The sequence below is a fragment of the Streptomyces sodiiphilus genome (genome assembly GCF_039529215.1).
GTDB classification, from domain to species: domain Bacteria; phylum Actinomycetota; class Actinomycetes; order Streptomycetales; family Streptomycetaceae; genus Streptomyces; species Streptomyces sodiiphilus.
Genome location: NZ_BAAAMJ010000010.1, coordinates 260,881 through 285,767 on the forward strand (window position 1 = coordinate 260,881; position 24,887 = coordinate 285,767).

Genomic DNA, 24,887 nt, shown 5'->3' on the forward strand with positions numbered 1-24,887 from the left:
GTGCCATCCTCGCGCATCACTCCACCACCTGGCGACCCTCCGGTCGCGCGCTGCACGCGCCGCGGAACGCGCAGTGGGTGCAGTGCCGGCCGGGGCCGGGCGTGAAGCGCTCGTCGAGAACCCGCCCGGCGGCGGTGGCCAGCAGCTCCCCCACCCAGTCGCCGTCCGCGGCATCGCCCGGCTCGGCGGGATCCGTCCTGGTGTCCTGGTTCCCGGGCGCGGCGGGCCCGGGAACCGCGAGGGGGGAGTCCAGCGGCTCCTGGCGCTGCACGGCGGGGAGTGCGTCGCCCCCCTCCCGCACAGGCGCGCCCTGGCGCAGGTGAACCAGCTCCGCGCCGCCGACGGCCGCGTCCCCCTCCCCGTGGCGGACGGCGAGCTGATAGACGGCGAGCTGCGGGTGACGGGCCACCGCGTCCTTGGCCGGCTTGGTCCGCCCGGTCTTGAAGTCCACGACGTAGTGCCGCCCGGCGGCGTCGCGCTCGACCCGGTCCATCACCCCCCGCACCCTCACCCGGTGCCCGCCGGCGTGCAGGGTGACGTCGAACTCCTTCTCACTGGCCACCGGCTCCCGCCCCGTCTCCCCCTGGAGGACGTGCCAGCGCAGGAAGCGCTCCAGGGCGGCGCGGGCCTCGTCGCGTTCCTGCCGGGACTGCCAGGGGGCCTCGAAGGCCAGCGCGTCCCAGACGGTCTCCAGCCGCTCCATCAGGACCGACAGATCGGCCGGGGTGGTTCCGGAGGCGACCTCGTCGGCCAGCACGTGCAGCACGTTGCCGAAGCCCTGGGCAGCGGTGGCGGGAGCATCGGCGTGCACCTCGCGGCCCAGAAACCACTGCAGCGAGCAGGTGTTCGCGAGCTGGTCCAGCGCGCTGCCCGACAGGGCGACCGGTTGGCGGGGGTCGCGCAGCGGGACGCTGCTGCTGGTGGTCTCCCGCAGTCCCCACCAGCGCTGCGGGTGGGCGGCCGGGACCAGCGCGTGCCCCTCGTCGTCGCGCAGCGCGGCCAGTGTGGCCAGGCGGCGGGCCGCCGCCCGGCGGAACGCGGGCGACGCCGCCGGGTCCACCGTGGTCGCGCGCAGCTCGGCGACCAGCGCGGAGACGGCCAGCGGCCGGCGCGGCCTGCCGCTCACCTCCTGCGGCTCGACGCCCAGCTCGCGCAGGAACCGGGACGGCTGGTCGCCGTCCCCCTCCGCGCCGCGGACCGCGGTCACCACCAGCCGCTCGCTCGCCCGGGTGGCGGCGACGTAGAACAGCCGCCGTTCCTCGGCCAGCAGCGCGCCCGGGCTCAGCGGCTCGGCGAGACCGTCCCGGCCGATCCGGTCGGCCTCCAGCAGCGAGCCCCGGCGCCGCAGGTCCGGCCACAGCCCTTCCTGCACACCGGCGATCACCACCAGGGGCCACTGGAGTCCCTTGGCGCGGTGCGCGGTGAGCAGCCGTACCGCGTCGGGGCGCACCGGCCGCGCGGCCAGGGTGTCCGCGGCGATGTCGTGGGCGTCCAGCTCGGCGAGGAAGTTGCGGGCGCCGCGCCCGCCGGTCCGTTCCTCGGCGCGCGCGGCTGCGGAGAACAACGCGCAGATCGCGTCGAGGTCACGGTCGGCGTTGCGCCCCGCCGTCCCGCCGCGCCGGGCGGCGGCCTGCAGGCGCTCGGGCCAGGGAGTGCCGTCCCACAGCAGCCACAGCGCCTCCTCGGCGCTGCCGCCGCCGTCCAGGAGCTCACGGGCCTTGCGCAGCAGCAGACCCAGACGCTCGGCACCGGCGGTGTACGCCGGGTCGTGGGCGACCAGCCGCTCGGGCTCGCACAGCGCCCGCGTGAGCAGCTCGTCGGACGGCAGCGGCACCGCCGCCCCGGCGGCACGCTCCTCGTTGCGCAGCGCGCGGCCCAGCCGGCGCAGATCGGTGGCGTCCATCCCGCCCAGCGGGGAGGTGAGCAGGTGCACGGCGGTCTCCGCGTCCAGCTCCGCCTCGCTCCCGGCCACCGCCCGCAGTGCGGCCAGCAGCGGGGCCACGGCGGGCTCCTGGCGCAGCGGCAGGTCGTCCCCGTCGACCTCCAGGGGGACACCCGCCGCGGTCAGCACCCGCCGGACCCCGGGGATGGAGCGGCTGCCGGCCCTGACCAGGACCGCCATGTCGCCCCACGGCAGGCCGTCCTCCAGATGGGCGCGGCGCAGCAGGTCGGCGATGTTGTCCAGCTCGGCGCCGGGGGTCGGGTAGGTGTACACCTCGACGCGTCCCCCCTCGCGCACCGGCCGCAGCTCGCGGTGTGCGCGGACCGCGTCGGCGGGCAGCCGGGACAGCGGCATCCGCGCGGCGACCAGGCGGGTCGCGGCCAGCAGCCCGGCGCCGCCGCGGCGGCCGGTGCCCAGCACGGCGACCGGCGCGGGGGTGCCCCGGCGGGTGCGGAAGCTGTCGGGGAAGTCGAGGATGCCGTTCACGTCGGCCCCCCGGAAGGTGTAGATCGCCTGGTCGGGGTCGCCGAAGACGACCAGGTCGCGCCCGTCGCCGGCCAGCGCGCGCAACAGCCGCACCTGTGCCGGGTCGGTGTCCTGGTACTCGTCGACGAACACGGCGTCGTAGCGGGAGCGGACGGAGGCGGTGTGCTCGGGGCGCTCGGCCAGCCGCACCGCGGTGTGCACCAGCTCGGCGTAGTCCAGCACGCCCTGGGCCTCGGTGACGTCCAGGTACTCGGCCAGGAACGCCGCGGCCGCCTCCCAGTCCGGGCGGCCGGTGCGCCGGGCGAAGTCACCGAGCGTGCGCGGGCCCAGTCCCAGCTCCCGGCTGCGGGCGAGGACGGCGCGCAGCTCGTCCGCGAAACCGCGGGTGGTCAGGCAGGCGCGCAGCTCCTCGGGCCAGCCCGGGCCGCGGCCCTCCCGCTCCATCTCCCGGTGGCCGTGCAGCATGTCGCGCAGGTAGAGGTCCTGCTCCGGCCCGGACATCAGGCGCAGCGGCTCGGCGAAGAGCTCGCGGTCCTGGTGGGCGCGTACGAAGCCGTAGGCGAAGGAGTGGAAGGTGGTGGCCTGCGGCGCGTGCCCGTCGATCCGGGCCGCCAGGCGCTCCCGCAGTCCGGCGGCCGCCTTGCGGCTGAAGGTGAGAACCAGCAGGCGTTCGGGGTCCGTGCCCCGCGCCACCCGCGCGGCGACCGCCTCCACCAGGGTGGCGGTCTTTCCGGTGCCCGGCCCGGCCAGGACGAGCAGCGGTCCGCCGGGATGCTCAACCACGGCGCGCTGGTCCGCGTCCTGTACGGGTGGACCCGCGGGCATGACCGGGGGACGTACCAGCCGGTACGCTCCCGGAGCCGCGGGGCGCCGGTCAGTGGAGGGGACAGAGAGGCTCACGTGCATCGCAGGTTCTCGCGGGGGCTCCCCTCAGGGGAGGAATCGGGCGGAGCAATGGGGACGACGGTACGCCAGGGGGCGCGCGGCGCGCAGGTCGTCCCGCGGGTACTCCGTACGGACGGCGGGTTTCCCCGCGTCCGCCGGGATGACGGAAGCTGGTGCCTGTGATCCACGCAAAGCCGACCCGTTCAGGAGGTACCGGTCCATCGGGCACGCCGCATGTCCAGTCGCGGTATGCCCTGGCCGGCGCCGCGCAGCGGGGTGTTCTCCGCCCGGTAGTGCTCCAGTGCCCGCCGCTCGTGCCCCGGCAGCAGCCGGCCGTCGGCGCGCACCACGCGCCACCACGGGGCCGCCGCGCCGTACAGGGCCATCACCCGGCCCACCTGGCGGGGCCCGCCCTCGCCCAGTACGGACGCGACGTCCCCGTAGGTCAGGACCCGTCCCGGCGGGACGGACTCGGCGACGGTGAGCACGCGGTCGGCGTACTCCGGCAGTGCGGGAAGGGATGTGCCCATGGCGGCCATGGTGCCGCACCGCACGGACATTCCCGGCGCGCTGTCGGCCCGGGCCGGTATGGTCGCAGTGACGACAACCACCGCGCGCGGGCCGGGACCGGAGCCCGCGCAACGGTTTTCCGCGGCCCCGGCCGCGCCTTCCGGCGGCCGGACCGGCCGCCGGTTCCCTGGCGAGGAAGTGTCCGGTGATACGGGGCGAGGAAGAGTCCGCTCGGCGGCACGGCGAACGGCACGACGGCGACGGATTCCTGCCGCCGGCCGGCGGCCCGCGCCACCCTTCCGTTGCGGGCGAAGAGAGCACCGCGCGCGCTGCGGGGCACCATCGTGCGCACGGCGGGGCCCATGCCGCCGCGCCCGGGCTCGCGGGCGCCCCGGCCGCCGGTCCGCTGGAGGTCGACGAACCGCTGCTGGCCGCCCGCGTGCACCGGCCCTCCGACCTGCTGCGGGTCCTCCTGGGCCTGCTGGGCATCGGTGTGGTGCTGGCCCTGGCGGCTTTCGCCCACGGCACCACCGAGGGCCTGGAACGCGACATCGGTGAGGCGACCGGGCAGGCCCCGCCCCTCCTGATCAATCTGGCCGGACTCTTCTCCAGCGTCGCGGTGCTCGGCGTACCGGTGGCGTTCGCCGTGGAGCGGCTGGTGAAGCGGGACGGGCTGCGCATCGCCGACGGCGTGCTGGCCGCGGTGCTGGCGCACGGGGTGTCCCTGTCGTTCAGTCTGTGGGTCGTGCGGCTGGCCCCGCCCAGTGTGCAGGAGGCGCTGACCACCCAGGCCCCGGCCGGCGGCCTGACGGAGCCGGTGCACGGTTATCTGGCACCGGTCATCGCCTACATGACCGCGGTGGGAATGTCCCACCGGCCGCACTGGCGCGTCCTGATGTGGGGCGTGCTGCTGCTGGACATCTTCGCGGTGCTGGTCGTCGGCTACTCCACACCGTTCTCCATCATCGTGACCGTGCTCATCGGCTGGACCGTCGCCTACGCCACGATGTACTCGGTCGGCTCGCCGAACGTCCGGCCCACCGGCCATCAGCTGCTCACCGGCCTGCGGCACGTCGGCTTCCGGCCGGTCAGTGCCCAGCGCGCGGAGGAGCCCGCCGCCGAGGGCGAACACACCGACCGGGACGACACCGGCAACCGCTATCTGGTGACGCTGCGGGGCGGGCCGCCGCTGGATGTCACCGTGGTCGACCGGGAGCAGCAGGCCCAGGGATTCTTCTACCGGACCTGGCGGCGGTTCGTCCTGCGCGGCATCACCCGGCAGCGCAGCATGCCCTCGCTGCGTCAGGCACTGGAGCAGGAGGCGCTGCTGGCCTACGCGGCCATCGCCGCCGGGGCCAACGCTCCCAAGCTGATCGCCACCTCCGAGCTGGGGCCGGACGCGGTGATGCTCGTCTACGAGCACATCGGCGGACGGGATCTGGACTCCGTCCCGGACGAGGAGATCACCGACGAGCTGATGCGCGCGGCCTGGCGCCAGGTGGCGGCGCTGCAGTCCCGCAGGATCGCGCACCGGCGGCTGGTCGGCCGCTCCCTGCTGATCGACCCGTCGGGCACGGTGTTCCTCACCGACCTGCGCAACGGGGAGATCGCCGCCGGCGATCTGCTGCTGCGCATGGACAACGCGCAGCTCCTCGCCACATTCGGCCTGCGGGTCGGGGCCGAGCGGGCGGTGGCGGCCGCGGTGGCGGTGCTCGGCCCGGACGCGGTCGCCGACAGTCTGCCGCTGCTCCAGCCGATCGCGCTCAGCCGCAGCACCCGCACCACACTGCGCAGGCTGGGCAAGGAACGTTCGCAGCGGGAACGGCAGGCGGTGCTGGACGCCACCCGCGCCTACCGGGAGGCCGGGGGCAGCCTGCCCCCCGGCGCGGACCGCAAGGCCGTCCGGGCGGCCAAGCACGCGGAGAAGCAGGTCATGGAGGAGGCCCTGGAGAACGCCAGGGAGCCGGACCTGCTCTCCGAGATCCGGCAGCAGGTGCTGCTGATCCGCCCGCAGGCCCCCATAGAGCCCGCCCGGCTGGAACGGATCCGGCCGCGCACCCTGGTCAGCATCATCGCCGGGGTCTTCGCCGTCTACTTCCTGATGTCCCAGCTGGTGCACATCGACTTCCACGACGTGGTGGACCGGGCCGACTGGGGCTGGGCCCTGGCGGCCGGGGCGTTCGCCACGCTGACCTATTTCGCGGCGGCGGTCAGCCTGCTGGGCTTCGTCCCGGAGAAGGTGTCCTATCTGCGGACCGTACTGGCCCAGGTGGCCGGATCCTTCGTGAAGCTGGTGGCACCGGCCGCGATCGGCGGTGTCGCGCTCAACGCCCGCTACCTGCAGCGCTCCGGGGTGCGCCCGGGCCACGCGGTGGCCAGCGTCGGCGCCAACCAGCTGTTCGGGCTGGGCGCGCACGTCAGCCTGCTGCTGACCTTCGCCTACCTCACCGGCACCCAGCACACCCCGACGCTGTCGCCGTCCCGGACGGTCATCGCGGGGCTGCTGACGGTCGCCGTTCTGGTGCTGATCATCACGGCCGTCCCGGCGCTGCGGAAGTTCATCTCCGAGCGGGTCCGCAGCCTCTTCGCCGGAGTGGTGCCGCGGATGCTCGACGTGGTCCAGCGCCCGCAGAAGCTGCTCGCCGGCATCGGCGGCATGCTGCTGATGACACTGGCGTTCGTGATGTGCCTGGACGCCAGTGTCCGGGCGTTCGGGGGGGAGCTGAGCTACGCGACCATCGCCGTGGTGTTCCTGGCGGGCAACGCGCTGGGCTCGGCGGCACCGACCCCGGGCGGTCTCGGCGCGGTGGAGGGCGCGCTCATCGCCGGCCTGGTGGCGTTCGGCCTGCCCTTCGACACCGCGGCCCCGGCCGTTCTGCTGTTCCGGCTGGTGACCTTCTGGCTGCCGGTGCTGCCCGGCTGGCTCGCCTTCACCCAGCTCACCCGCAAGGAAGCCATCTGACGGCGGCCGCCGCGATCCCCCCTCGGGCCGCATCTGCGAGCAGACCGGCGGCCACCGCCTTGCATCTGCCAGCCATGAGGCCATAGTGTGCCGCACATGCGGCCCTACTCCATCGGCCGGGCTGCCCGGCTGCTCGGTGTCAGTCCTGACACGCTCCGCCGCTGGGCGGACGCCGGCCGGCTGCCGACCAGGCGCGACGAGACGGGCAGGCGCCTGATCGACGGTCCCGACCTGGCCGCCTTCGCCGTCGCGCTCGCTTCGGAGGAGGGCGCCGACACGGCCGATCCGTCCCCGTACACCAGTGCGCGCAACTCCTTCCCCGGCATCGTCACCGCCGTCACGGTCGGCGACGTGGTGGCACAGGTCGAGATCCAGGCGGGTCCCCACCGGCTGGTGTCGCTGCTGACCCGGGAGTCCGTCGAGGAACTCGGGCTCGCCGTGGGAACGGAGGCCGTGGCCCGGGTGAAGGCCACCAACGTCCACATCGACCGGGCCGCCCCGGCATGAGGGCGCGGTCGCGCGCCGCGGTGCTCGCCGCCGCACTGCTGGTGGCGCCGGTGGCGGCGTGCGGGGACGCCCAGCAGCGCGACCCCGCCATCACGCTGACCGTGCTGGCCGCTTCCTCGCTGGCCGACGTGCTCGACGAGGCCCGGGCCGGGTACGAGGAGGAGCAGCCGGACATCCGGCTGCGCCTTTCCTTCGCGGGCTCCCAGGAACTGGTGGCCCAGATCCGTCAGGGACTGCCCGCCGACATCCTGATCACGGCCGACAGCGACACCATGGACGCGCTCCGCGGGCGCACGGGAAAGGTCCGGTTCATCGCCGGGAACGAGATGACGATCGTCACCGCTCCCGGCAACCCGGACGGCATCCACGACACGGCCGGCCTGGCCCGCCCCGGCCTGAAGGTGGTGCTCGCCGCCCCCGAGGTGCCGGCCGGTGCGTACGGCCGCGAGGTGCTGGAACGGGCGGGCGTCACGGTGTCGCCGGTCTCCGAGGAGCCGGGCGTGCGCGCGGTGCTGGGCAAGGTGGTTCTCGGGGAGGCGGACGCCGGGCTGGTCTACGTCACCGACGCGGTAGCGGCCGGGGAATCGGTCGGCCGGGTTCCGGTGCCGTCCGAGGAGAACGTGACCGTGCGCTATCCGGCGGCGGCCCTCACCGACTCGACGCACCCCGCCCAGGCCGAGGACTTCCTGCTGTGGCTGGAGTCCGGAACCGCACAGCGACTGCTGCACGACGCCGGCTTCCAGCAGCCGTGACGCCCCCGGGCTCCACCACGCGCACGCCCTCCCGTGCCATCGCGCGCCCACGGCAGCCCGCCGTCCTCACCGCCCCCGCGGTGCTCGCCGTCGCCCTGCTGGCCATCCCCCTGCTCGGCGTGCTGGCCGGCGCCCCGTGGAGCGAACTGCCCGCCCGGCTCGGCAGCGCCCGGGTCCGTGAGGCCCTCGGCCTGTCCCTGCTGGTCTCGGGATGGGCCCTGCTGCTGTCGGTGCTCCTGGGCGTACCGCTGGCCTGGGTGCTGGCCCGCGCGCACTTCCCCGGCAAGCCGCTGATCCGCTCCCTCGTCCTGCTGCCCCTGGTGCTGCCTCCGACCGTCGCCGGGGTCGCCCTGCTCCAGGGATTCGGCCGGTCCGGACTGCTCGGCGGGCCCCTGGAGGCCATCGGCGTCAGCCTGCCCTTCACCACCGCGGGCGCCGTGCTGGCGGCGGCCTTCGTCTCCATGCCGTTCCTGGTCATCACCCTCGAAGGGGCGCTGGCGGGCCTGGACAGCAGCCTGGAGGAGGCCGCGGCCTCCATGGGGGCCGGGCCGCTGCAGATCCTGCGACTGGTCACGCTTCCGCTCGTGCTCCCGTCCCTGACCGCGGGTGCCGCCCTGACCTGGGCGCGGGCCCTCGGTGAGTTCGGCGCCACCCTGACCTTCGCGGGCAACCTCCCCGGCGTCACCCAGACCCTGCCGCTCCAGGTCTACCTCCTGCTCCAGGAGGACCCGGCCGGGGCGACCGCCGTCTCCCTGCTGCTGGTGGTGATCGCCGCCGCCGTGCTGCTCTCGCTGCGGGGACGCTGGACGGGCGTCGGCCGCGGCTGACCGTCCGGAGCGGGAGGCCGGGTCACTCCGACGCCCCGCCCGGCGGGCCCCGGCCCGCCTGCCCGGCCACGATGGGCAGTCACGGACCAGGAACGAGGACCACCGCCATGCCCCGACCCGCGCCCCGCACCACTGCCCTGGCGATCACCGCTGTGCTGGCCCTCGCCTCCTGCTCCGGAACGGACCGGGCCGCCTCCCCCGGCACCGCGGCGGATCTCATATCCGTGGCCACTGACACCGACGGCCTGCCCGAATCCCTGACGGGGCAACAGCCCGACTGGGAGACGTGCGAGATCTCCGGTGCGCGGGAGGGCGACGTCGTCCCCCAGCAGCTCCCGGACGGCACCGACTGGGAGTGCGCGACGATCGACGTCCCGCGCGACTACGCCGAGCCCGAGGGCCCGGCCATACCCATCGCCGTGATCAGGGCACGGACCCCGGCCCCGGCGGAGGAACGCCTGGGCTCGCTGCTGTTCAACTTCGGCGGGCCGGGCGGTTCCGGCGTCACCACCCTCCCCGCCTTCGGCGACGACTACGCCGCCCTCCACGAGCGCTACGACCTGGTCAGCTTCGACCCCCGCGGGGTGGGCGACAGCGAGGGCCTGGTGTGCCTGGACGACGAGGAACTGGATGACTGGTTCGCCGCCGACCGCGCACCGCGCACCCCCCGGGAGGAGGCCGAGTACCTGCAGCGCGTCCAGGACTTCGCCGCCGCCTGCCAGGAGCGCGCCGGAGAGCTGCTGCCGCACCTCACCACCACCGACACCGCCCGCGACCTCGACCTGATCCGGCACGTCCTGGGGGACGAGCTGCTGCACTACTTCGGTATCTCCTACGGCACCCAGCTCGGCGGCGTCTACGCGCACCTCTTCCCGGAGCGGGTCGGGCGCACCGTCTTCGACGCGGTCGTGGACCCCACCCTCACCGACGAGCAGGGCGCGCTCGGCCAGGCCACCGGTTTCCAGCGCGCGCTGGGCAACTTCCTGGAGTCCTGCACGGCGGAGACCGACTGCCCGCTGGGCTCCTCTCCCCAGGAGGCCGAGCGGGTCCTCGGGGACTTCCTGGAACGACTGCGCGAGGACCCGGTACCCACCCGCGACCCGGACGGGCGTCCGCTCAGCCGCTCCCTCGCCTGGACCGGCATCGCCCAGGCGCTCTACTCCCAGGACTTCTGGACCTTCCTCACCCAGGGCCTGGACGACGCCCTGGACGCGGAGGGCCCCGACGGCACCGTCCTGCTCGTCCTCGCCGACGCGCTCAACGGCCGCACCGGGGACGGCTCCTACTCCACTCTCCACGCATCCCTGCGGGCGGTGCGCTGCGCGGATTCCGACCGGCGCTACGACATCGAGGACGTCCGCGGGCTGCTGCCGCGGTTCGAGGAGGCGTCACCCGTCTTCGGGGAAACCATGGCCTGGTCGCTGCTGAGCTGCACCGGCTGGCCCGTGGACGGCGAGAGCGCACACCCCGAGGTCGGGGCGGGGGGCGCCGCCACCGACATCCTGCTGATCGGCACGACCGGCGACCCGGCCACCCCGTACGAGGGAGTGAGGCGCATGCGGCAGGCACTCGGCGAGGGGGTGTCGGTCGAGCTCACCTACGACGGCGAGGGGCACGGCGCCTACCACAGCGGCAACTCCTGTGTCCGGCAGCGAACCGACGCCTACCTGCTGGAGGGCGAGATCCCCGCCGACGGAACCACCTGCACCTGAGCACGTGAGCCCACTCGCCCACCCTCTCCGCCTCTGCCCGGCGGGTGTTCAGTGGGCGATCGGCGTCACCCCCATCATGTCCCGGGTGGGGGCGGGGTCCTGTGCCCGTGTGTAGTGCGCTTCCAGCTCGCCCATGATCTGTTCGAAGCGTGCGACGTGCTCGGCCTCGACGTTCTCGTACCCGCGCTCGGCGATCAGCGTCGCGATGCCGAGGGCCTCGATGAGATCCTGCTGGATCCCCACCAGTGTCTGCAGGCGCAGGACTGCCGTCTCGTACTTGGCGGCCACCTCGGACATCGCCGTGAACCAGCCGCCGAACTGCGCCCGCCCGAGCGCCATCTCCCCCAGCTTCCCGGGGGAGATCCCCATGTCGCGCAGCGAGGTGAGCGACCCGTCGAGCCACGCCGCGAAATCGGTCAGTGCCTCGTCGCCCACCAGCAGCACGTCGCCGGGCGAGGATCGCGGGTCCTGCGCCGTCGCCATTCCGCCCCCTTTGTCCGTCCTTCGTCTCCGGCCGGCAGCAACCGGCGCTCCGCCGGTGTCCACGGTCTCGCGGCCCGGCCCCCCTGCCATCCGTCACGGTACTCAAGTCACAGCTCTGAGTATCCCTCCCGTCACCGACAAGGTCACTGTCGGGGTGGGGCCAAGTAGTCTCCGTGACGGTACGCAGGGACGAAGAGCCGGGAAGACAGGGGGGCTGATGCGGAGCAGCGATGTCCGCGGGGCCGGGCGCGCGTGCGCGGCGGCCGGCATGGTGATGCTCCTGGCCGCCGGGTGCGGCCTCGGGGCCGGACGGGACGGGAGCGCCGACGGGTCCGCGGGAAGCACCCCGCTGATACAGCAGCCTCCCGGGCCGGTGCCGGAGACCGGGGAGCAGCCGCCGCTGCCGCCGGAGCTGACCGGGCAGACCCTGGACTGGAGACGCTGCGGGGAACCCGGCGTGCTGCAGGGCGGCGGTCCCGCTCCCGGCGACCGGTGGCAGTGCGCGAGTCTGACCGTGCCCGTCGACTACGCCGATCCCGGGGGCGAGACGCTGGAGATCGCCGTCATCCGCACCCGGAGCACCGGTGGCGACCGGGACAGGATCGGGTCGCTGGTGTTCAACTTCGGGGGCCCGGGCGGGTCCGGCGTCGCGCGGCTGCCCCGCCTCGCCGACCGGTACCGCACCCTCCAGGCCGGTTTCGACCTGGTCAGCTTCGACCCGCGCGGCGTCGGGGAGAGCGCCGGCGTGCAGTGCCTGGAGCCACCGGAGATCGAAGCGGCGGGCCAGAGCGTCGACAGCACTCCGGACACGCCGGAGGAGATACGGGCGCTGCTGACCGCCAAGCGCACCTATGCGGAAGGCTGTTCGGCGAACGCGGGGCCGCTGCTGCCGCATCTGACGACGGCCGGCACCGCGCGGGACATGGACCTCCTGCGCCAGGCACTCGGCGACGGGCAGCTCAACTACTTCGGCAGTTCCTACGGGACGAAGCTGGGCGGGGTGTACGCGCACCTCTTCCCGGAACGGGTGGGCCGCATGGTCTTCGACGCCGTGGTCGACCCCACCCGGGATGTCGTCGACCGCGCCCTGGGCCAGGCGGAGGGCTTCCAGCTGGCGCTGGACAACTACCTGACCCACTGTGCCGGGCAGCCGGAGTGCCCGGTGGGCCGGAGCGTGACGGAGGGCCGGCGGGCCGTCGGCGACCTGCTGACGGAGCTGGACGGCCGCCCGCTGCCCGGGGACGGGGAGCGGCTGCTCACCCAGAGCCTCGCCGTCACCGGGGTGGTGTCCGCGCTGTATTCGGAGCGGTCCTGGGCCCACCTGACGCAGGCGCTGGAGAGCGCCCTGAGCGGCGACGGCGGGCCCCTGCTCGCCATGGCGGACGGCTACAACGGACGCTCGCCGGACGGCCGGTACAACAATCTGCACGCCGCCAACACCGCCATCAACTGCGCGGACTTCGCCTCACGGCCGGACGTGGCCACCGTGCGCGAGCACCGGGCCGCCTTCGAGGAGGTCTCACCGGTCTTCGGGGAGTTCCTGGTCTGGGGGCTGCTGGGCTGCAGCCACTGGCCGGTCACCGGTGAGCGTGACCAGCCCCGGGTGCACGCGGCGGGAGCGCGTCCCATCCTGCTGATCGGCACCACCGGCGACCCGGCCACTCCCTACGCCGGTGCCGAGCGGATGCGGGAGGAGCTGGGCGAGGGGGTGGGGGTGCTGCTCACCCTGGAGGGAGAGGGACACGGCGCCTACCAGGGGGGCGCGGACTGCGTGGGCCGCGCGGTGGACGGCCATCTGCTCTCCGGCGCGGTGCCACCGGACGGCCTGGTGTGCCGCTGAGCCCTCGGGGGACACAACGGCGCCCCCGGGCCGGAGGGTTCTCCGGAGCGGGGGCGCCCGCACGAGCGGAGGGCCGGTCAGTAGACGGGCTTGTCGGGCTCGATCTGGTTGACCCAGCCGATCACTCCGCCGCCGACATGCACGGCGTCGGCGAAGCCGGCGTTCTTGAGCACCGCGAGGACTTCCGCGGAGCGGACACCCGTCTTGCAGTGCAAGACGATCCGCTTGTCCTGCGGGAGGTCCCCCAGCGCACTGCCCATGAGGAACTCGTTCTTGGGGATCAGCCGGGCACCGGGGATGGAGACGATCTCGTACTCGTTCGGCTCCCGGACGTCGATGATCTCGATCTTCTCGTCGCCGTCGATCCACTCCTTGAGCTGCTTGGGAGTGATCGTCGACTCCAGGGCGGCGGCCTGCGCCTCCTCGGAGACGACACCGCAGAACGCCTCGTAGTCGATCAGTTCGGTGACGGTCGGGTTCTCCCCGCAGACCGCGCAGTCGGGGTCCTTGCGGACCTTGACCTGACGGTAGGTCATCTCCAGGGCGTCGTAGATCATCAGCCTGCCGACCAGCGGGTCACCGGCGCCGGTCAGGAGCTTGATGGCCTCGGTGACCTGGATCGACCCGACGGAGGCGCACAGCACACCCAGGACGCCGCCCTCGGCGCAGGAGGGCACCATGCCGGGCGGCGGGGGCTCGGGGTACAGGCAGCGGTAGCAGGGCCCGTGCTCGGACCAGAACACCGACGCCTGGCCGTCGAAGCGGTAGATCGAACCCCAGACGTAGGGCTTGTCCAGCAGGACGCAGGCGTCGTTGACCAGGTAGCGGGTGGCGAAGTTGTCCGTGCCGTCCACGATCAGGTCGTACTGGGCGAAGATCTCCATCACGTTCGACGAGTCCAGGCGCTCGTCGTGGATGTTGACCCGCACGTACGGGTTGATGCCCTGCACCGTCTCCTTGGCGGAGACAGCCTTGGGACGGCCGATGTCCGCCTGGCTGTGGATGATCTGCCGCTGCAGGTTCGACTCGTCCACCTCGTCGAACTCCACGATGCCGAGCGTGCCCACGCCCGCTGCGGCGAGGTACATCAGCGCGGGCGAACCCAGCCCGCCGGCACCGACACACAGGACCTTCGCGTTCTTCAGCCGCTTCTGCCCGTCCATCCCCACATCCGGGATGATCAGGTGGCGGGAGTACCTGCGGACCTCGTCGACGGTGAGCTCGGCAGCCGGCTCGACCAGGGGTGGCAGCGACACGGGGACTCCGATGGTCTAGGGACAGTCGTACTCCCCGTAACACTGCCACGGCCGATCTCATTCCGAGACACCCGTCCCGGCGTGCGAGACGGCGGCGTCCCACAGGACGGAACCTGTCACATCCGGCAGGCGGCCTCCATCCAGATGTCCGCCAGGGACTCCTCCAGGCTGATCCTGGCCCGCCAGCCGAGCCGGTCGCGGGCGGTGCGCACGTCCGCCTGCTGCCACGCACCGCACCCGTCCGGGTAGGGAGGGCAGGGCACCTGTCCGGCCGGGGTGGGGAGGTGCCCGGCCGGCTCGCCCGGAGCACTGCGCGGCGCGGGCGGCCCCGGCAGCGGACCGTCCAGCTCGTGAAGGGTGCCGGCGTACCCGGAGATCCGGGCCAGGGTCACGGCGGCATCCCGCAGCCGGACGGCCTGGCCGGTGCCGATGTTGATGACGCCCTGAGCGGCCGACAGCGTCGCCGCGTGCACCGCCCTGGCCACATCGCGGACATCCACGAAATCGCGCTGGACGCCCAGTCCGCTCATCTTCAGCTCGCTGTCCCCGTGCTGCAGGGCCCGGCGCAGGGAGTCCGCCAGCCGGCCCAGCGGGGAACCCGCCGGAGTGCCGGGCCCCGTCGGGGAGAACACGCGCAGCACGATGGCGTCCAGCCCCGAGCCGAGCACCAGCTCGGTCGCGGCGAGCTTGCTGACACCGTAGGGGCCGCCGGGCCTTGCGGTGGCGTCCTCGGCGAGGGAGGAGCCGTGCGGGGACGGGCCGTACTCGGCGGCGCAACCCAGCTGCACCAGCCGGGCTCCGCAGCCGCTGCGGCGCAGCGCCTCGCACAGCGTGGCGGCGGACACCGTGTTGTGCCGGACCAGTTCGCCGGCCGTGCCGCGGATCGCCCCGGCACAGTTGACGACGACACCGGGGTGCACCGCGTCCAGGAAACGGGTCAGCGCCCCGGGGCTGCCGGTGGACAGGTCGAAGCGGACATCCGCGTCGTCGCCGCGGCCCAGCGCCGTGATCTGGACGGCCGGGTCGGCGAGCAGCCGGTCGGCGACGAAGCGGCCGAGGTAGCCGCCGGCTCCCAGGAGGAGAACCCTCACCGTGCCACCTCCGGCCGGGGAGGGCCTCCCACCGCACCGGCGGGGACGGGTTCCGGGAAGGGGGCCCCGGACGGCTGTCTGATCATCGTTGGCGCTCCTTGCTGCGACGGTCGGGCGAGGGGGGGGGAGGGCGCCGGAACGGCAGCCGGAGGAACCGCCGGAAGGACCCCTGCCCGCCCGGGCCCCTCTGCGTGAACGAACGGCACGAAAGGCATCCGCGCCCCGATCTCCCGTGAACGGCCTGTGGTTGCTGCGGGCACCGCGGCCGGAACCGGAAGAGCCGGAGCGGCGTCCGCGGGACGACGGTAGGGCCGGAGGACGGGGTCATGACGGACGGTTGTCCGTCGCGCCACCGGAAAGGGTGAAGAACCGTAACTATCGACGCGCTTCGGCGTTAACCGGCGGGACAGGGCTCTCGGTGAGCCCGCCCGCGGCAGGGGCACCGCGGTCAGGAGAGAGGGTCAGCGCTCCGGGTGGGGCCAGGGGTTGGCGCGGCAGGTGCGGCCGTTCGTCGTGAGGAACTTGGTCTGCTGCATCATCACCGGCGCCAGGGCTCCGTCCTCCGGGCACAGCACGTGGCCGTAGCCCAGCCGGTGCCCCACCTCGTGATTGATGAGCATCTGCCGGTAGCCCTCGATGTCGTCCCCGTAGGTCTCCGCCCCCTGGGCCCACCGCCACGCGTTGATCATGACCCGCTCGGTGCTGGCCGAGTCGCAGGAGACGTTCTCCACCGACGTGTCGAGCCCCGACTTGGCACACCACTCGGCCGTGGTGCCCGGACTCGCCAGGGTGACCACGAAGTCGTGGGGCCCGGAGGAGACCCGGGCGAAACTCCGCTCTCCCCTGTTCCCCCACCCGCGTTCGTCGTTGAGAGTCCGGTGCACGGCCTCCGCGAAGATCTCCGGGGCCCACTCCACCCCCCGCTCGACATCGACCCGGTAGCGCAGCACAGTGGCGGCGTCCGGGTCCGCGGCCGGGTCACTGCCACCGACCGGGGCCAGCTCCCCCGTGGCGGTGAGGCCGGGGTCGAGGTCGAACCCGGTGGTCATGAGCTCGTCGTAATCCGGCTCCGCACCGGCACCGGCCGGCTCTCCGCCGGACTCCACGGCCTCCCCGCTCCCGCCTGCCGGACCGACCTCCCCGTCCTTCTCCCCCGTCACCGACGGATCCCCGTCCCCGGCTCCGGATATGTCCGCGGCCGTGCGCTCCCCGGCCACCTGCCCGGTCACCACGACAGCCAGCACCGTCACCACCGCGGCCGCGGCCATCCCCGTGAGGGTCCGGCCCCAGTGGCTCTCCGACGCCTCCTCCCGCCCGCCCGCGGCGGACCGTGGTGACGGTGCGCGGTGGCGCCCGGAGGGCCGTGCCGGAGCCTCCCGGTCAGGGGCCGGCCCGCCCATGGTGTCGTCGGGCCCGGACACCGGCTGATCGGGGAGCACGGGTGCGGCCGGACCGTCGAAGGCCTCGACGTACTCCTGGCGCGGCCCGCCGTACCCGCCCGGTGACGGCGGCACCACCGCGGGGCCGCCCCGCGGCCGGTCGGCGGTGCCGGCCGCGGGGCCGGACTCGTTGCGGCGCTCCATGCGGCTCCCTACCCCGCCGTCTCTCCCGGCGACCGCTCGCCGGAACCGGTGGGTGTCTGGGTGAATGTCTGGGTCGGAGTGGACGTCTCGGCCAGCAACTCCCGGAAGGCCCGTGCCACGACGTCCGGGTATTCCATCATGGCCACGTGCCCCGAGTCCGGAAGGACGAGCAGCCGCGAACCGGCGAAGGACGCCGCGGCCCGGCCCGCCATCCGGGAGGAGACCAGTTTGTCCCGCCCACCGTAGACCAACAGCGTGGGCACCAGCACACGTTCGGCCTGCCGCCACAGCGAGTGCTGGCCGCCCAGGGTGTAGGCGTCCGCGATGCCGCGGGCACTGCGGCTGAGCGCGTCCCAGAAGTAGGGCAGATTCTGGCGCCGTTCGAACTCGGCGACGGCGGCGGAGAACTCCTCCGGAGTGATCCGTGCCGGATCCCCGTAGCACAGCCGCAGCACGTCACGGGCGCGCTGCTCGGGGGCGAGCTGCGCGGTCATCCGGCGCAGCAGCCGGCCCATCCCCGGCATCCCCAGCAACGCAGTGGGCAGCGCGGTGCGCTGCGGCCGCAGCTCGGGCAGCGCGGGCGAGACGAGTGTCAGCGAGCGCACCAGGTCCGGCCGCAGGGCCGCGACGCGGGTCACGGCGGCTCCGCCCATCGAGTTGCCGAAAAGATGCACCGGACCCCGGCCCGCGGCCTCCAGGAACCGGATCACGGCCCGGGTGTGCCCGGGCAGGGAGTAGTCGCCACCGGGCGGAGGGGGCGAGGCACCGAAGCCCGGCAGGTCGAGCGCCTCGCACTCGACGTCGCCGGCCAGGTGCTCCATCAGCGCCGACCAGTTGCGCGAGGAGCCCCCGAGGCCGTGCACGAACAGCGCCGGCGCCAGTTGGTCCCGGTGGGCCGCGCGACGGCGGACGGCCAGCACCAGGCCGGAGAGCGAGACCGTGCGTATCGTCTCGCCCTCTCTCACACCCGGCCAGCCCTCCGCGGCAGCCAGCGCGGCCTGCGTCCGCTGCTCTTCGGTGGTTGGCATGGCGCAATATTACGAGACCGTCACACCACGCCACCACGCCCGGTGCGCCACCGCGCCCGCCGGTTCGCGGCCCGGCGTCGCCGCCGCGTTCGCATGTCGCGTCCTCCCCTCCTAGGCTGGACCTCCCCACTGTCCACTGGAGGTGCGTGCGGATGTCGGTGAACCCGACCGAGCCGGAGAGCATGGACGAGCTGCCCGAGGAGGAGAACGGCTTCCCGGAGGCGCCCGCCGAGGTACCCGCCGAGGACGCCGCCGAACAGCGGGCCGACCTGCTGCCGCACCACGGCACCCCGCCCCCCGGGCAGGAAGTGGAGGAGGCCGACCCGGCCGATGTCCAGGAACAGGCGCTGGCCGTGGAGTACGACGACGACGAGTACGACAGATAGCCGGGCACGGCCGCGGCCGGTCTGTCCGCCTTACGGCGGAGCCACCCGGTTTGTGACTGTCCACACAGTGAAACCCTGCCCTCACGATGCGCCCGGCACGGTTACCCGAACGTACGATGGCGAGCACACCGCGCAGGACAGCAGCGCAACGGTCGACATACTGGGAGGCGGCGTGACAGCCATCGAGCACACCGAGGCCCGCCCCCGCGGCACCCGCCTGCCGCGGCGGGCCAGGCGCAACCAGCTCCTGGGCGCGGCACAGGAGGTGTTCGTCGCCCAGGGCTACCACGCGGCCGCCATGGACGACATCGCCGACCGGGCCGGGGTCAGCAAGCCCGTGCTCTACCAGCACTTCCCCGGCAAGCTGGAGCTCTACCTCGCCCTGCTGGACCAGCACTGCGAGGCGCTGGTGAGCACCGTGCGCGAGGCGCTGGCCTCCACCAGCGACAACAAGCAGCGCATCGCCGCGACGATGGACGCCTACTTCGTGTACGTCGAGCAGGAGGGCGGCGCCTTCCGGCTGGTCTTCGAATCCGACCTGACCAACGAGCCGGCGGTGCGCGAACGGGTCGACAAGGTCTCGCTGGACTGCGCGGAGCTGGTCAGCCCACTGATCGTCGAGGACGCCAACCTCCCCGAGGACCAGGCGATGCTGCTGGCCGTGAGCCTGTGCGGGCTGGCACAGATCACCGCCCGGTACTGGCTGGGCTCGGGCCGGCAGATCCCCCGCGAGACGGCCAAGAACCTGACCGCCTCGCTGGCCTGGCGAGGCATCGCCGGCTTCCCCATGCAGCAGGGCCAGCACGGCTGACCGGCGGGCCGCTCTCCCGGCCGGGCCGGGGAACCCCCACCGCCTTCGTCCCGTTCGTTCCCTTCGCCGTGTTCGCTCTGGGCGTGGGCGGGTGGCCGTCCGCCCGGGTGAGGCGCGGATAACCTGTGCGGGTACGGCGCGGACCGTCGCGCACGTCAGCACCAGCGGAGGGACAAGCCGTGGAGATCAAGATCGGCGTCATGCACACGCCGCGCGAGATCGTTCTGGAGAGCGGACAGTCTGCCGAGGAGGTGGAGAAGGCCGTCGGCGACGCCCTCTCCGGCACCAGCCAGTTGCTCAAGCTCGTCGACGAACGCGGCCGCACCGTGCTGGTCCCCGCCGACCGGGTGGCCTACGTGGAGATCGGTGAGCAGGCCACCCGCAGGGTCGGTTTCGGAGCGCTGTGAGACACCGCGAGACGGCGGCCGGCGGAATTCATCCGGCCGCCGTTTTGTGTTTCCCGCGGCAGGGGTAGGACCGGAACGTCCGCAGTGCCCCGCTCCGGGAGGTGGCCATGTTCTGGGAGGCGATCGGTTCCCTCGTGCTCGGGCTCGGCGTCGCCTTCGCCGCGACCCGCTGGCGTCCCTCACGCTTCCCCGACCAGGCCTTGGCCCTGGTCACCGGCCCCGCGGCAGCGCTGCTGGGCGGGGTGATCGCCCGGGCGGTGCTGGGGCAGGGGCACGCCGCGGCGACGCTCACCGTCGCGCTGGGAGTGAGCGTCGCGCTGGTCTCGCTGCTGTTCCGGGCCCCCGCCCCGGCGCCGCGGGTCACCCGCGGACTCGGCTGAGCCGCACGTCCCGGCAGCGCCGCGAGGCACCGCAGCCGTCCCCGCGCGCCCGCCGGGGATGACGGAGCAGCCCCCGGCCACGGCTTACTCTGGGGAGCGCTCCGCACCCGTCCGTCCCCCGCAGGAGGAACTGTGCCCGCTGCCGATACCCGGCGCGCCGCCGGTCCCACGGCAGTGGCTCCGGTGCCCCTGTCCCAGGTGCGCGCCGATCTGCTGCTGCTCGCGGTGGCCGTGCTGGGTATCTCCCTGTCCGGGCCGCTCATCGCCGCCACCGCGGCGCCCGCCCTGGCCATCGCCTTCTGGCGCAACGCGATGGCGGTCACCGGCCTGGCGCCGGTCGTCGCGCTGCGCGGCAGGCTACGCCGGGAACTGGCCCGCCTGGACCGCCGGACGTGGCTGCTGTCGCTGGCCGCCGGTGCGGCGCTCGCCGCGCATTTCGCCCTCTGGCTGCCCAGCCTGCACCTGACCTCCGTCGCCTCCTCGGTGGCTCTGGTCACCACCACCCCCATCTGGACGACCGTGCTGCTGCGGCTGCGCGGCCACCGGCCGCCTGCCCAGGTGTGGCTGGGCACCGCGGTCGCGTTCGCCGGGGTGATCATGCTCACCGGGGTGGATCTGACGGTCTCCGCCAGGGCGCTGGCCGGTGACGCCCTGGCCCTGGCGGGCGGCATGACGGCGGCCGTCTACGTGCTGATCGGCGCCGAGGTGCGCCGGACCACGAGCACCACCGGCTACACCTTCATCTGTTACAGCACCACCTCCGTGCTGCTCCTGGCCGCCTGCCTGGCCACCGGGACGTCTCTCGGCGGCGACTACACCGCCGAGACCTGGCTGAAACTGCTCGTCCTGGCGCTCGCCTCCCAGTTGCTGGGCCACTCACTGCTGAACCGCGTCGTGCAGCGGCTCGGCCCCTCGGTCACGTCCACCGCGATCCTGCTGGAGACTCCCGGGGCGGCCCTCATCGCGGCGCTCTGGCTGGGCCAGCTCCCGCCGCTCGCCGCCTACCCGGCGCTCGCGGTCATCCTGGCCGGCCTCGCCGTGGTGATCAGGGCCGAACGGGTGCGGCCCGCGCCGGCACCGTAGGCTCGTCGCGTGGATGCCATGCGGGTACGCGAGCGGGCCGAGCAGCAACTCACCGAAGCACTGGGTGAACCCGACGCCCGGGCCTCGGTGACCTTTCTGGGCACCGAACGCATCGAAGTGCTCCGCTTCGTGACTCCCGACGGCGGCGGCCTGGTCCGGTACGCCACGCTCGGCATGTGCGCGGCCCCGATGACCGACCCCACGGCAGCCGTCGCCGACCCGCTGCGCGGCCCCCGGGCGGAGCTGCTGCTGACCGTCCGGGCCGGCCGCGCCGACACCGACCGGGTGCTCCGGCCGCTGGCGGCGCTGGCCGCCGCGCCGCAGGTCGAGGGGGTCGTGGTGGCTCCCGGCGGCTCCCTCGACACGGGCGGTCCGCTGTGGCCCAACGCGCCCTTCACCTCGGTGCTGGTCGGCGAGCCGGGCGGACTGGTGCCCGACCTGGCCCTTCCCGACCCCTGCGAGCCGGTCCGGTTCATGCCGCTGCTGCCCATGACGCCCAACGAGGCGGCGTGGAAGCGGGTGCACGGCGCCGAGGCCCTCCAGGAACGGTGGCTGCGTCACGGCACGGATCTGCGGGACCCGGCGCGCGCCGGGGTACGCCTGGGCGAGTGACAGCGCTTGACGCGGCGGCGGTACCCGGGGACCGTTGGTCAGCATGAGGGGCGAACCAAGTTGCCCGAAGTGCGGTGGCCGGGTCCGGGCTCCCGGCCTCTTCTCCGACTCCTGGCGGTGCGACGCGCACGGCCCGGTGCATCCGCTCCAGCCGGTCATACCTCCCAGCGTGGACGCGCTCACCGTGGTGGTGAACCGTACGAAGGTGCCGGTGTGGATGCCCTGGCCGCTGCCCGTCGGCTGGCTGTTCACCGGGGTGGCCTCGGCCGGTGACGACCGCAGCGGCGGCCGGGCCGTCGCCGTGGCCTGTTCTGGACCCAGCCCGCTCGGCGGGCCGGGTGAGCTGCTGCTGATCGCCGAGGAACTGGGCGTCGGGCTCGGCGCCCGGTACGCCGGCATCGAGGGCCCGGATCCGGGGCCTCAGCTCGACGTCGGCCGCCCCCCGCAGACCAAGGTGCACGCGGCGGGCCGCCCCACCCCGCTGTGGCTCCTCAAGGACACCCCGCCGGACCGCGCGGTGTTCGCCGGGGAGGCCCTGGGGGTGTGGCTGTGGGCGGTCGTGTGGCCCCAGCACTCCGGGCTGCTGATGTACGACGAACTGGTGCTCACCGACATCCGCGCCGCGGGGTCGGAGGTCGACCTGCTCCCCTGCGGAGCGCTGTCGCCCCGCATCCTGTCCTGAGGGCCGCGGCTATCCTGGGGGCGTCCGCCGTCCGTACCGCCCCCGGGAGCCGTCGCCGTGCGCATCGACCTGCACACCCACTCCACGGCCTCGGACGGCACCGACACCCCGGCAGAACTGGTCCGCCGGGCCGCCGGGGAAGGGCTGGACGTCGTCGCCCTGACCGATCACGACACCGTGGCCGGGCACACCGAGGCCGCGGCGGCCCTCCCCCGCGGTCTGACCCTGGTCACCGGCGCGGAGCTCTCCTGCCGGCTGGACGGGACCAGCCTGCACATGCTGGCCTACCTCTTCGACCCGGCCGAGCCCGCCCTGGCCCGGGAGCGGGAGCTGCTGCGGGACGACCGGGTGCCCCGTGCCCGGGCGATCGTCGCCCGGCTGCGCGAGCTCGGGGCTCCCGTCGAGTGGGAACGTGTCCGCGAGCTCGCCCAGGGTGCGGTCGGGCGCCCGCACATCGCCACCGCCATGGTGGAGGCCGGGGTCGTCGAGGACATCGCGGGCGCCTTCACGCAGGAGTGGATCGCCGACGGCGGGCGCGCGCACGTCGCCAAGCACGAGCTGGACGCCTTCGAGGCGGTCCGGCTCATCCACGCGGCCGGCGGCGTCGCGGTCTTCGCGCACCCGCTGGCCGTCAAGCGCGGCCGCACGGTGCCGGCCGAGAAGATCGCCGAGCTGGCCGAGGCGGGACTGGACGGCCTGGAAGCCGACCACATGGACCATGACACCGCCGCCCGCCGGCGGTTGCGCGGTCTGGCCGCCGATCTGGGCCTGCTGGTCACCGGCTCCAGCGACTACCACGGCAGCCGCAAGCCCTGCCGGCTCGGGGAGTACACGACCGCGCCCGGCGTCTACGCCGAGATCGCCGCCCGGGCCGACGGGGCGAAGCCGCTGACCGGCTGAACCCGCCCGACCGTTCACCGCTCCCGCCACCTCCGAGGCCCTCCCGTGTTCGACTTCGCTCTCTTCGGGTCCGTCTTCGTGACCCTCTTCGTGATCATGGACCCGCCCGGCACCACACCGATCTTCCTCGCCCTGACCTCGGGCCGCCCGGTCAAGGTCCAGCGCCGGATGGCCTGGCAGGCGACCCTGGTCGCGCTCGGCGTCATCGCCGTCTTCGGACTCGCCGGACGGCAGATCCTGGACTACCTCGGGGTGTCGCTGCCCGCCCTCATGGTGGCCGGAGGGCTGCTCCTGCTGCTCATCGCGCTCGATCTGCTGACCGGCAAGAGCGACGAGCCGAGCCAGACCAAGGACGTCAACGTCGCCCTGGTGCCGCTGGGCATGCCCCTGCTGGCCGGCCCCGGGGCGATCGTCACCGTCATCCTCGCCGTGCAGCGCGCCGACGGTCCCTGGGAGCACACCGCCGTCTGGTCGGCGATCGCCGTGATGCACCTGGTCCTCTGGCTGACCCTGCGCTACTCGTTGCTCATCATCCGCATCATCAAGGACGGCGGCGTGGTGCTCGTCACCCGGCTGTCCGGCATGCTGCTGTCGGCGATCGCGGTGCAGCAGATCGCCAACGGCATCCAGGGCTTCATCACCGGCACCACCTGATCACCGGCACCACCCGCCCGGCGCGCACGGCCGAGGAGCGCACGGCCGAAGAGCGCGCGGGCCGCTCTCAGCGCCCGAGCCCCGCCCAGAAGTCCACCATGACGGCCGCGGTGACCAGGGGCTGCTCCGCGTTCGGGGAGTGTTCGGCACCCTTGACGACCGTGCGGTGCGCCCCCAGACGGCCGGCCATCCGGTCGAGCAGCGGGACCGGCCAGGCGCCGTCCCGCTCCCCCGACAGGACGTGCACCGGCAGGCCGGTGGCGGCCAGGTGCGCGACCCGGTCCGGCTCGTGGCGCAGTGTCCGGCCGACCGCCAGCAGCTGCGCGTGGGTGTGCGCGAGCCAGCGGCGGCGCAGGAAGTCACCGACCTCGGAGCGGTCCTCGGCCGGGTGCCACATCCGCCACACGGCCTTCGGGCCGAGCACCGGCAGACCGCCGCACAGCGCCCGGACCCGCCAGCGCTGCAGCCGGGCGATCCGCCCCGGGCCCGAACTCATCAGCGTCAGCGAATCGAACGGCGTGTGCCGTGCGGCGGCGGCGCGCAGCACGGCACCGCGGCTGACCAGACCCCCGAAGGAGTGCCCGACCAGGTGCAGGCCGCCGGTGCCCAGCGCCCGGGCCTGGGCCAGCACGTCCTCCGCGAGCGCGGCCAGGCCATAGGCGGAGCGGGCGTGGCGTTCGCGCGGGCCGGGGGTCTCGTACTGCCCGCGGCCGTCCACCGCCACCGCCCGGTAGCCGGCCTCGGCCAGCGGTCCGAGCAGCGCGATGAAGTCCTCCTTGCTGCCCGTGTAACCGGGAACCAGCAGGGCGGTGGCCCGGGGCTCCCGCTCCGGGGCGGCGTCCAGAACAGCGAACGCGCCCCGGGCCGTTTCCAGCCGGTACGCCCGGACCCCGCCCGGTGGCGCGATGAACGGTGGCCTGCTCACGTCCGGCTGCTCACTCCTCGGAGGCCGAGGAGGCGGCGCCGCTGCGGGACCGCCGGCGGCGACGCGGCCGGCTCGGCGCGGCGTCCGCGGCCGGGGCGCCTGCCGGAGCCTCGCCGGCCTCCGCCTCCGGGACCGCCGGCTGCTGCGTCCCGGCCCCGGACGCTCCTCCGCGGCCGCCTCGCG

The 24,887-nt window shown here is 74.0% G+C and carries 22 protein-coding genes and 1 pseudogene; 15 read left to right on the forward strand and 8 right to left on the reverse strand.

What is annotated here, in order from left to right; all coding sequences use genetic code 11:
- Positions 1-16: 16 nt before the first annotated feature.
- Together ABD299_RS06340 and ABD299_RS06345 are read right to left on the reverse strand one after the other, a co-directional pair.
- Entirely contained in the window at positions 17-3,334 is a 3,318-nt protein-coding gene (locus ABD299_RS06340) for an ATP-dependent helicase (RefSeq protein WP_425581264.1), read from the reverse strand.
- Positions 3,335-3,516: 182 nt separating this feature from the next.
- The gene (locus tag ABD299_RS06345; protein ID WP_344259513.1) at positions 3,517-3,843 is read right to left on the reverse strand and encodes an MGMT family protein; all 327 of its coding nucleotides are present in this window, start codon (positions 3,841-3,843) and stop codon (positions 3,517-3,519) included.
- Positions 3,844-4,028: 185 nt separating this feature from the next.
- Between ABD299_RS06345 and ABD299_RS06350 the strand changes: the two genes are divergently transcribed.
- The 5 genes and pseudogenes from ABD299_RS06350 to ABD299_RS06370 all read left to right on the forward strand — a co-directional run bounded on the left by ABD299_RS06350 (position 4,029) and on the right by ABD299_RS06370 (position 10,583).
- Positions 4,029-6,785: a flippase-like domain-containing protein gene (locus tag ABD299_RS06350; protein WP_344259514.1), complete on the forward strand. Its 2,757-nt coding sequence runs from the start codon at positions 4,029-4,031 to the stop codon at positions 6,783-6,785.
- 96 nt (positions 6,786-6,881) lie between these two features.
- Complete coding sequence (locus ABD299_RS06355; protein ID WP_344259515.1) at positions 6,882-7,292, forward strand: TOBE domain-containing protein; 411 nt, start codon at positions 6,882-6,884, stop codon at positions 7,290-7,292.
- Positions 7,289-8,044 (forward strand): molybdate ABC transporter substrate-binding protein, encoded by a 756-nt coding sequence (gene modA, locus ABD299_RS06360; protein ID WP_344259516.1) that lies wholly within the window; start codon positions 7,289-7,291, stop codon positions 8,042-8,044. Before ABD299_RS06355 ends, modA begins: the two co-directional genes overlap by 4 nt.
- A gap of 38 nt (positions 8,045-8,082) precedes the next feature.
- Positions 8,083-8,996 (forward strand): annotated as a pseudogene (locus ABD299_RS06365) (ABC transporter permease); the annotation flags it as partial.
- The gene (locus ABD299_RS06370) at positions 8,979-10,583 is read left to right on the forward strand and encodes an alpha/beta hydrolase (RefSeq protein ID WP_344259517.1); all 1,605 of its coding nucleotides are present in this window, start codon (positions 8,979-8,981) and stop codon (positions 10,581-10,583) included. The pseudogene ABD299_RS06365 and the gene ABD299_RS06370, both read left to right, overlap by 18 nt.
- A gap of 48 nt (positions 10,584-10,631) precedes the next feature.
- Here the strand turns inward: ABD299_RS06370 and ABD299_RS06375 are convergent, their stop codons facing one another.
- Positions 10,632-11,066: a hypothetical protein gene (locus ABD299_RS06375; protein ID WP_344259518.1), complete on the reverse strand. Its 435-nt coding sequence runs from the start codon at positions 11,064-11,066 to the stop codon at positions 10,632-10,634.
- A gap of 217 nt (positions 11,067-11,283) precedes the next feature.
- On the opposite strand from ABD299_RS06375, the gene ABD299_RS06380 reads away from it, so the two are divergent.
- The gene (locus ABD299_RS06380; protein WP_344259519.1) at positions 11,284-12,906 is read left to right on the forward strand and encodes an alpha/beta hydrolase; all 1,623 of its coding nucleotides are present in this window, start codon (positions 11,284-11,286) and stop codon (positions 12,904-12,906) included.
- Between the two features lie 77 nt (positions 12,907-12,983).
- Here the strand turns inward: ABD299_RS06380 and moeZ are convergent, their stop codons facing one another.
- From moeZ to ABD299_RS06400, 4 genes are all read right to left on the reverse strand, one after another.
- Positions 12,984-14,162, reverse strand: a complete 1,179-nt coding sequence (gene moeZ / locus ABD299_RS06385) for an adenylyltransferase/sulfurtransferase MoeZ (protein ID WP_344259520.1) — start codon at positions 14,160-14,162, stop codon at positions 12,984-12,986.
- A gap of 116 nt (positions 14,163-14,278) precedes the next feature.
- Positions 14,279-15,253 carry an NAD-dependent epimerase/dehydratase family protein gene (locus ABD299_RS06390; RefSeq protein ID WP_344259521.1) on the reverse strand — a complete coding sequence of 325 codons (975 nt, stop codon included), beginning with the start codon at positions 15,251-15,253 and terminating at the stop codon, positions 14,279-14,281.
- 461 nt (positions 15,254-15,714) lie between these two features.
- Entirely contained in the window at positions 15,715-16,836 is a 1,122-nt protein-coding gene (locus ABD299_RS06395) for a DUF3152 domain-containing protein (RefSeq protein WP_344259522.1), read from the reverse strand.
- A gap of 8 nt (positions 16,837-16,844) precedes the next feature.
- A complete protein-coding gene (locus ABD299_RS06400) occupies positions 16,845-17,864 on the reverse strand; it encodes an alpha/beta fold hydrolase (RefSeq protein ID WP_344259523.1) in 1,020 nt (339 codons plus the stop codon).
- Between the two features lie 152 nt (positions 17,865-18,016).
- On the opposite strand from ABD299_RS06400, the gene ABD299_RS06405 reads away from it, so the two are divergent.
- The 9 genes from ABD299_RS06405 to ABD299_RS06445 all read left to right on the forward strand — a co-directional run bounded on the left by ABD299_RS06405 (position 18,017) and on the right by ABD299_RS06445 (position 23,779).
- Positions 18,017-18,250: a hypothetical protein gene (locus ABD299_RS06405; protein ID WP_344259524.1), complete on the forward strand. Its 234-nt coding sequence runs from the start codon at positions 18,017-18,019 to the stop codon at positions 18,248-18,250.
- Between the two features lie 172 nt (positions 18,251-18,422).
- Complete coding sequence (locus tag ABD299_RS06410; RefSeq protein WP_344259525.1) at positions 18,423-19,061, forward strand: TetR/AcrR family transcriptional regulator; 639 nt, start codon at positions 18,423-18,425, stop codon at positions 19,059-19,061.
- A gap of 179 nt (positions 19,062-19,240) precedes the next feature.
- A complete protein-coding gene (locus tag ABD299_RS06415; RefSeq protein WP_344259526.1) occupies positions 19,241-19,468 on the forward strand; it encodes a DUF3107 domain-containing protein in 228 nt (75 codons plus the stop codon).
- Between the two features lie 107 nt (positions 19,469-19,575).
- Positions 19,576-19,848 carry a hypothetical protein gene (locus ABD299_RS06420; RefSeq protein WP_344259527.1) on the forward strand — a complete coding sequence of 91 codons (273 nt, stop codon included), beginning with the start codon at positions 19,576-19,578 and terminating at the stop codon, positions 19,846-19,848.
- A gap of 132 nt (positions 19,849-19,980) precedes the next feature.
- Positions 19,981-20,931 (forward strand): DMT family transporter, encoded by a 951-nt coding sequence (locus ABD299_RS06425; RefSeq protein ID WP_425581265.1) that lies wholly within the window; start codon positions 19,981-19,983, stop codon positions 20,929-20,931.
- Positions 20,932-20,949: 18 nt separating this feature from the next.
- Positions 20,950-21,543 (forward strand): suppressor of fused domain protein, encoded by a 594-nt coding sequence (locus ABD299_RS06430; protein WP_344259814.1) that lies wholly within the window; start codon positions 20,950-20,952, stop codon positions 21,541-21,543.
- Between the two features lie 43 nt (positions 21,544-21,586).
- A complete protein-coding gene (locus ABD299_RS06435; protein ID WP_344259528.1) occupies positions 21,587-22,225 on the forward strand; it encodes a DUF6758 family protein in 639 nt (212 codons plus the stop codon).
- A gap of 57 nt (positions 22,226-22,282) precedes the next feature.
- Positions 22,283-23,125, forward strand: a complete 843-nt coding sequence (locus ABD299_RS06440) for a PHP domain-containing protein (protein WP_344259529.1) — start codon at positions 22,283-22,285, stop codon at positions 23,123-23,125.
- Between the two features lie 45 nt (positions 23,126-23,170).
- On the forward strand, positions 23,171-23,779 hold the full coding sequence (locus ABD299_RS06445) for a MarC family protein (protein WP_344259530.1): 609 nt from the start codon (positions 23,171-23,173) through the stop codon (positions 23,777-23,779).
- Between the two features lie 67 nt (positions 23,780-23,846).
- Here the strand turns inward: ABD299_RS06445 and ABD299_RS06450 are convergent, their stop codons facing one another.
- A complete protein-coding gene (locus ABD299_RS06450; RefSeq protein ID WP_344259531.1) occupies positions 23,847-24,704 on the reverse strand; it encodes an alpha/beta fold hydrolase in 858 nt (285 codons plus the stop codon).
- Between the last annotated feature and the right edge of the window lie 183 nt (positions 24,705-24,887).

Coding starts and splice junctions, on each gene's coding strand:
- ABD299_RS06345 (WP_344259513.1), bottom strand. CDS start 3,843: ATGGGCACATCCCTTCCCGCACTGCCGGAGTACGCCGACCGCGTGCTC.
- ABD299_RS06370 (WP_344259517.1), top strand. CDS start 8,979: ATGCCCCGACCCGCGCCCCGCACCACTGCCCTGGCGATCACCGCTGTG.
- ABD299_RS06375 (WP_344259518.1), bottom strand. CDS start 11,066: ATGGCGACGGCGCAGGACCCGCGATCCTCGCCCGGCGACGTGCTGCTG.
- ABD299_RS06430 (WP_344259814.1), top strand. CDS start 20,950: ATGCGGGTACGCGAGCGGGCCGAGCAGCAACTCACCGAAGCACTGGGT.
- ABD299_RS06400 (WP_344259523.1), bottom strand. CDS start 17,864: ATGCCAACCACCGAAGAGCAGCGGACGCAGGCCGCGCTGGCTGCCGCG.
- ABD299_RS06405 (WP_344259524.1), top strand. CDS start 18,017: ATGTCGGTGAACCCGACCGAGCCGGAGAGCATGGACGAGCTGCCCGAG.
- ABD299_RS06435 (WP_344259528.1), top strand. CDS start 21,587: ATGAGGGGCGAACCAAGTTGCCCGAAGTGCGGTGGCCGGGTCCGGGCT.
- ABD299_RS06340 (WP_425581264.1), bottom strand. CDS start 3,334: ATGCACGTGAGCCTCTCTGTCCCCTCCACTGACCGGCGCCCCGCGGCT.
- ABD299_RS06395 (WP_344259522.1), bottom strand. CDS start 16,836: ATGGAGCGCCGCAACGAGTCCGGCCCCGCGGCCGGCACCGCCGACCGG.
- ABD299_RS06420 (WP_344259527.1), top strand. CDS start 19,576: ATGTTCTGGGAGGCGATCGGTTCCCTCGTGCTCGGGCTCGGCGTCGCC.
- modA (WP_344259516.1), top strand. CDS start 7,289: ATGAGGGCGCGGTCGCGCGCCGCGGTGCTCGCCGCCGCACTGCTGGTG.
- ABD299_RS06380 (WP_344259519.1), top strand. CDS start 11,284: ATGCGGAGCAGCGATGTCCGCGGGGCCGGGCGCGCGTGCGCGGCGGCC.
- ABD299_RS06355 (WP_344259515.1), top strand. CDS start 6,882: ATGCGGCCCTACTCCATCGGCCGGGCTGCCCGGCTGCTCGGTGTCAGT.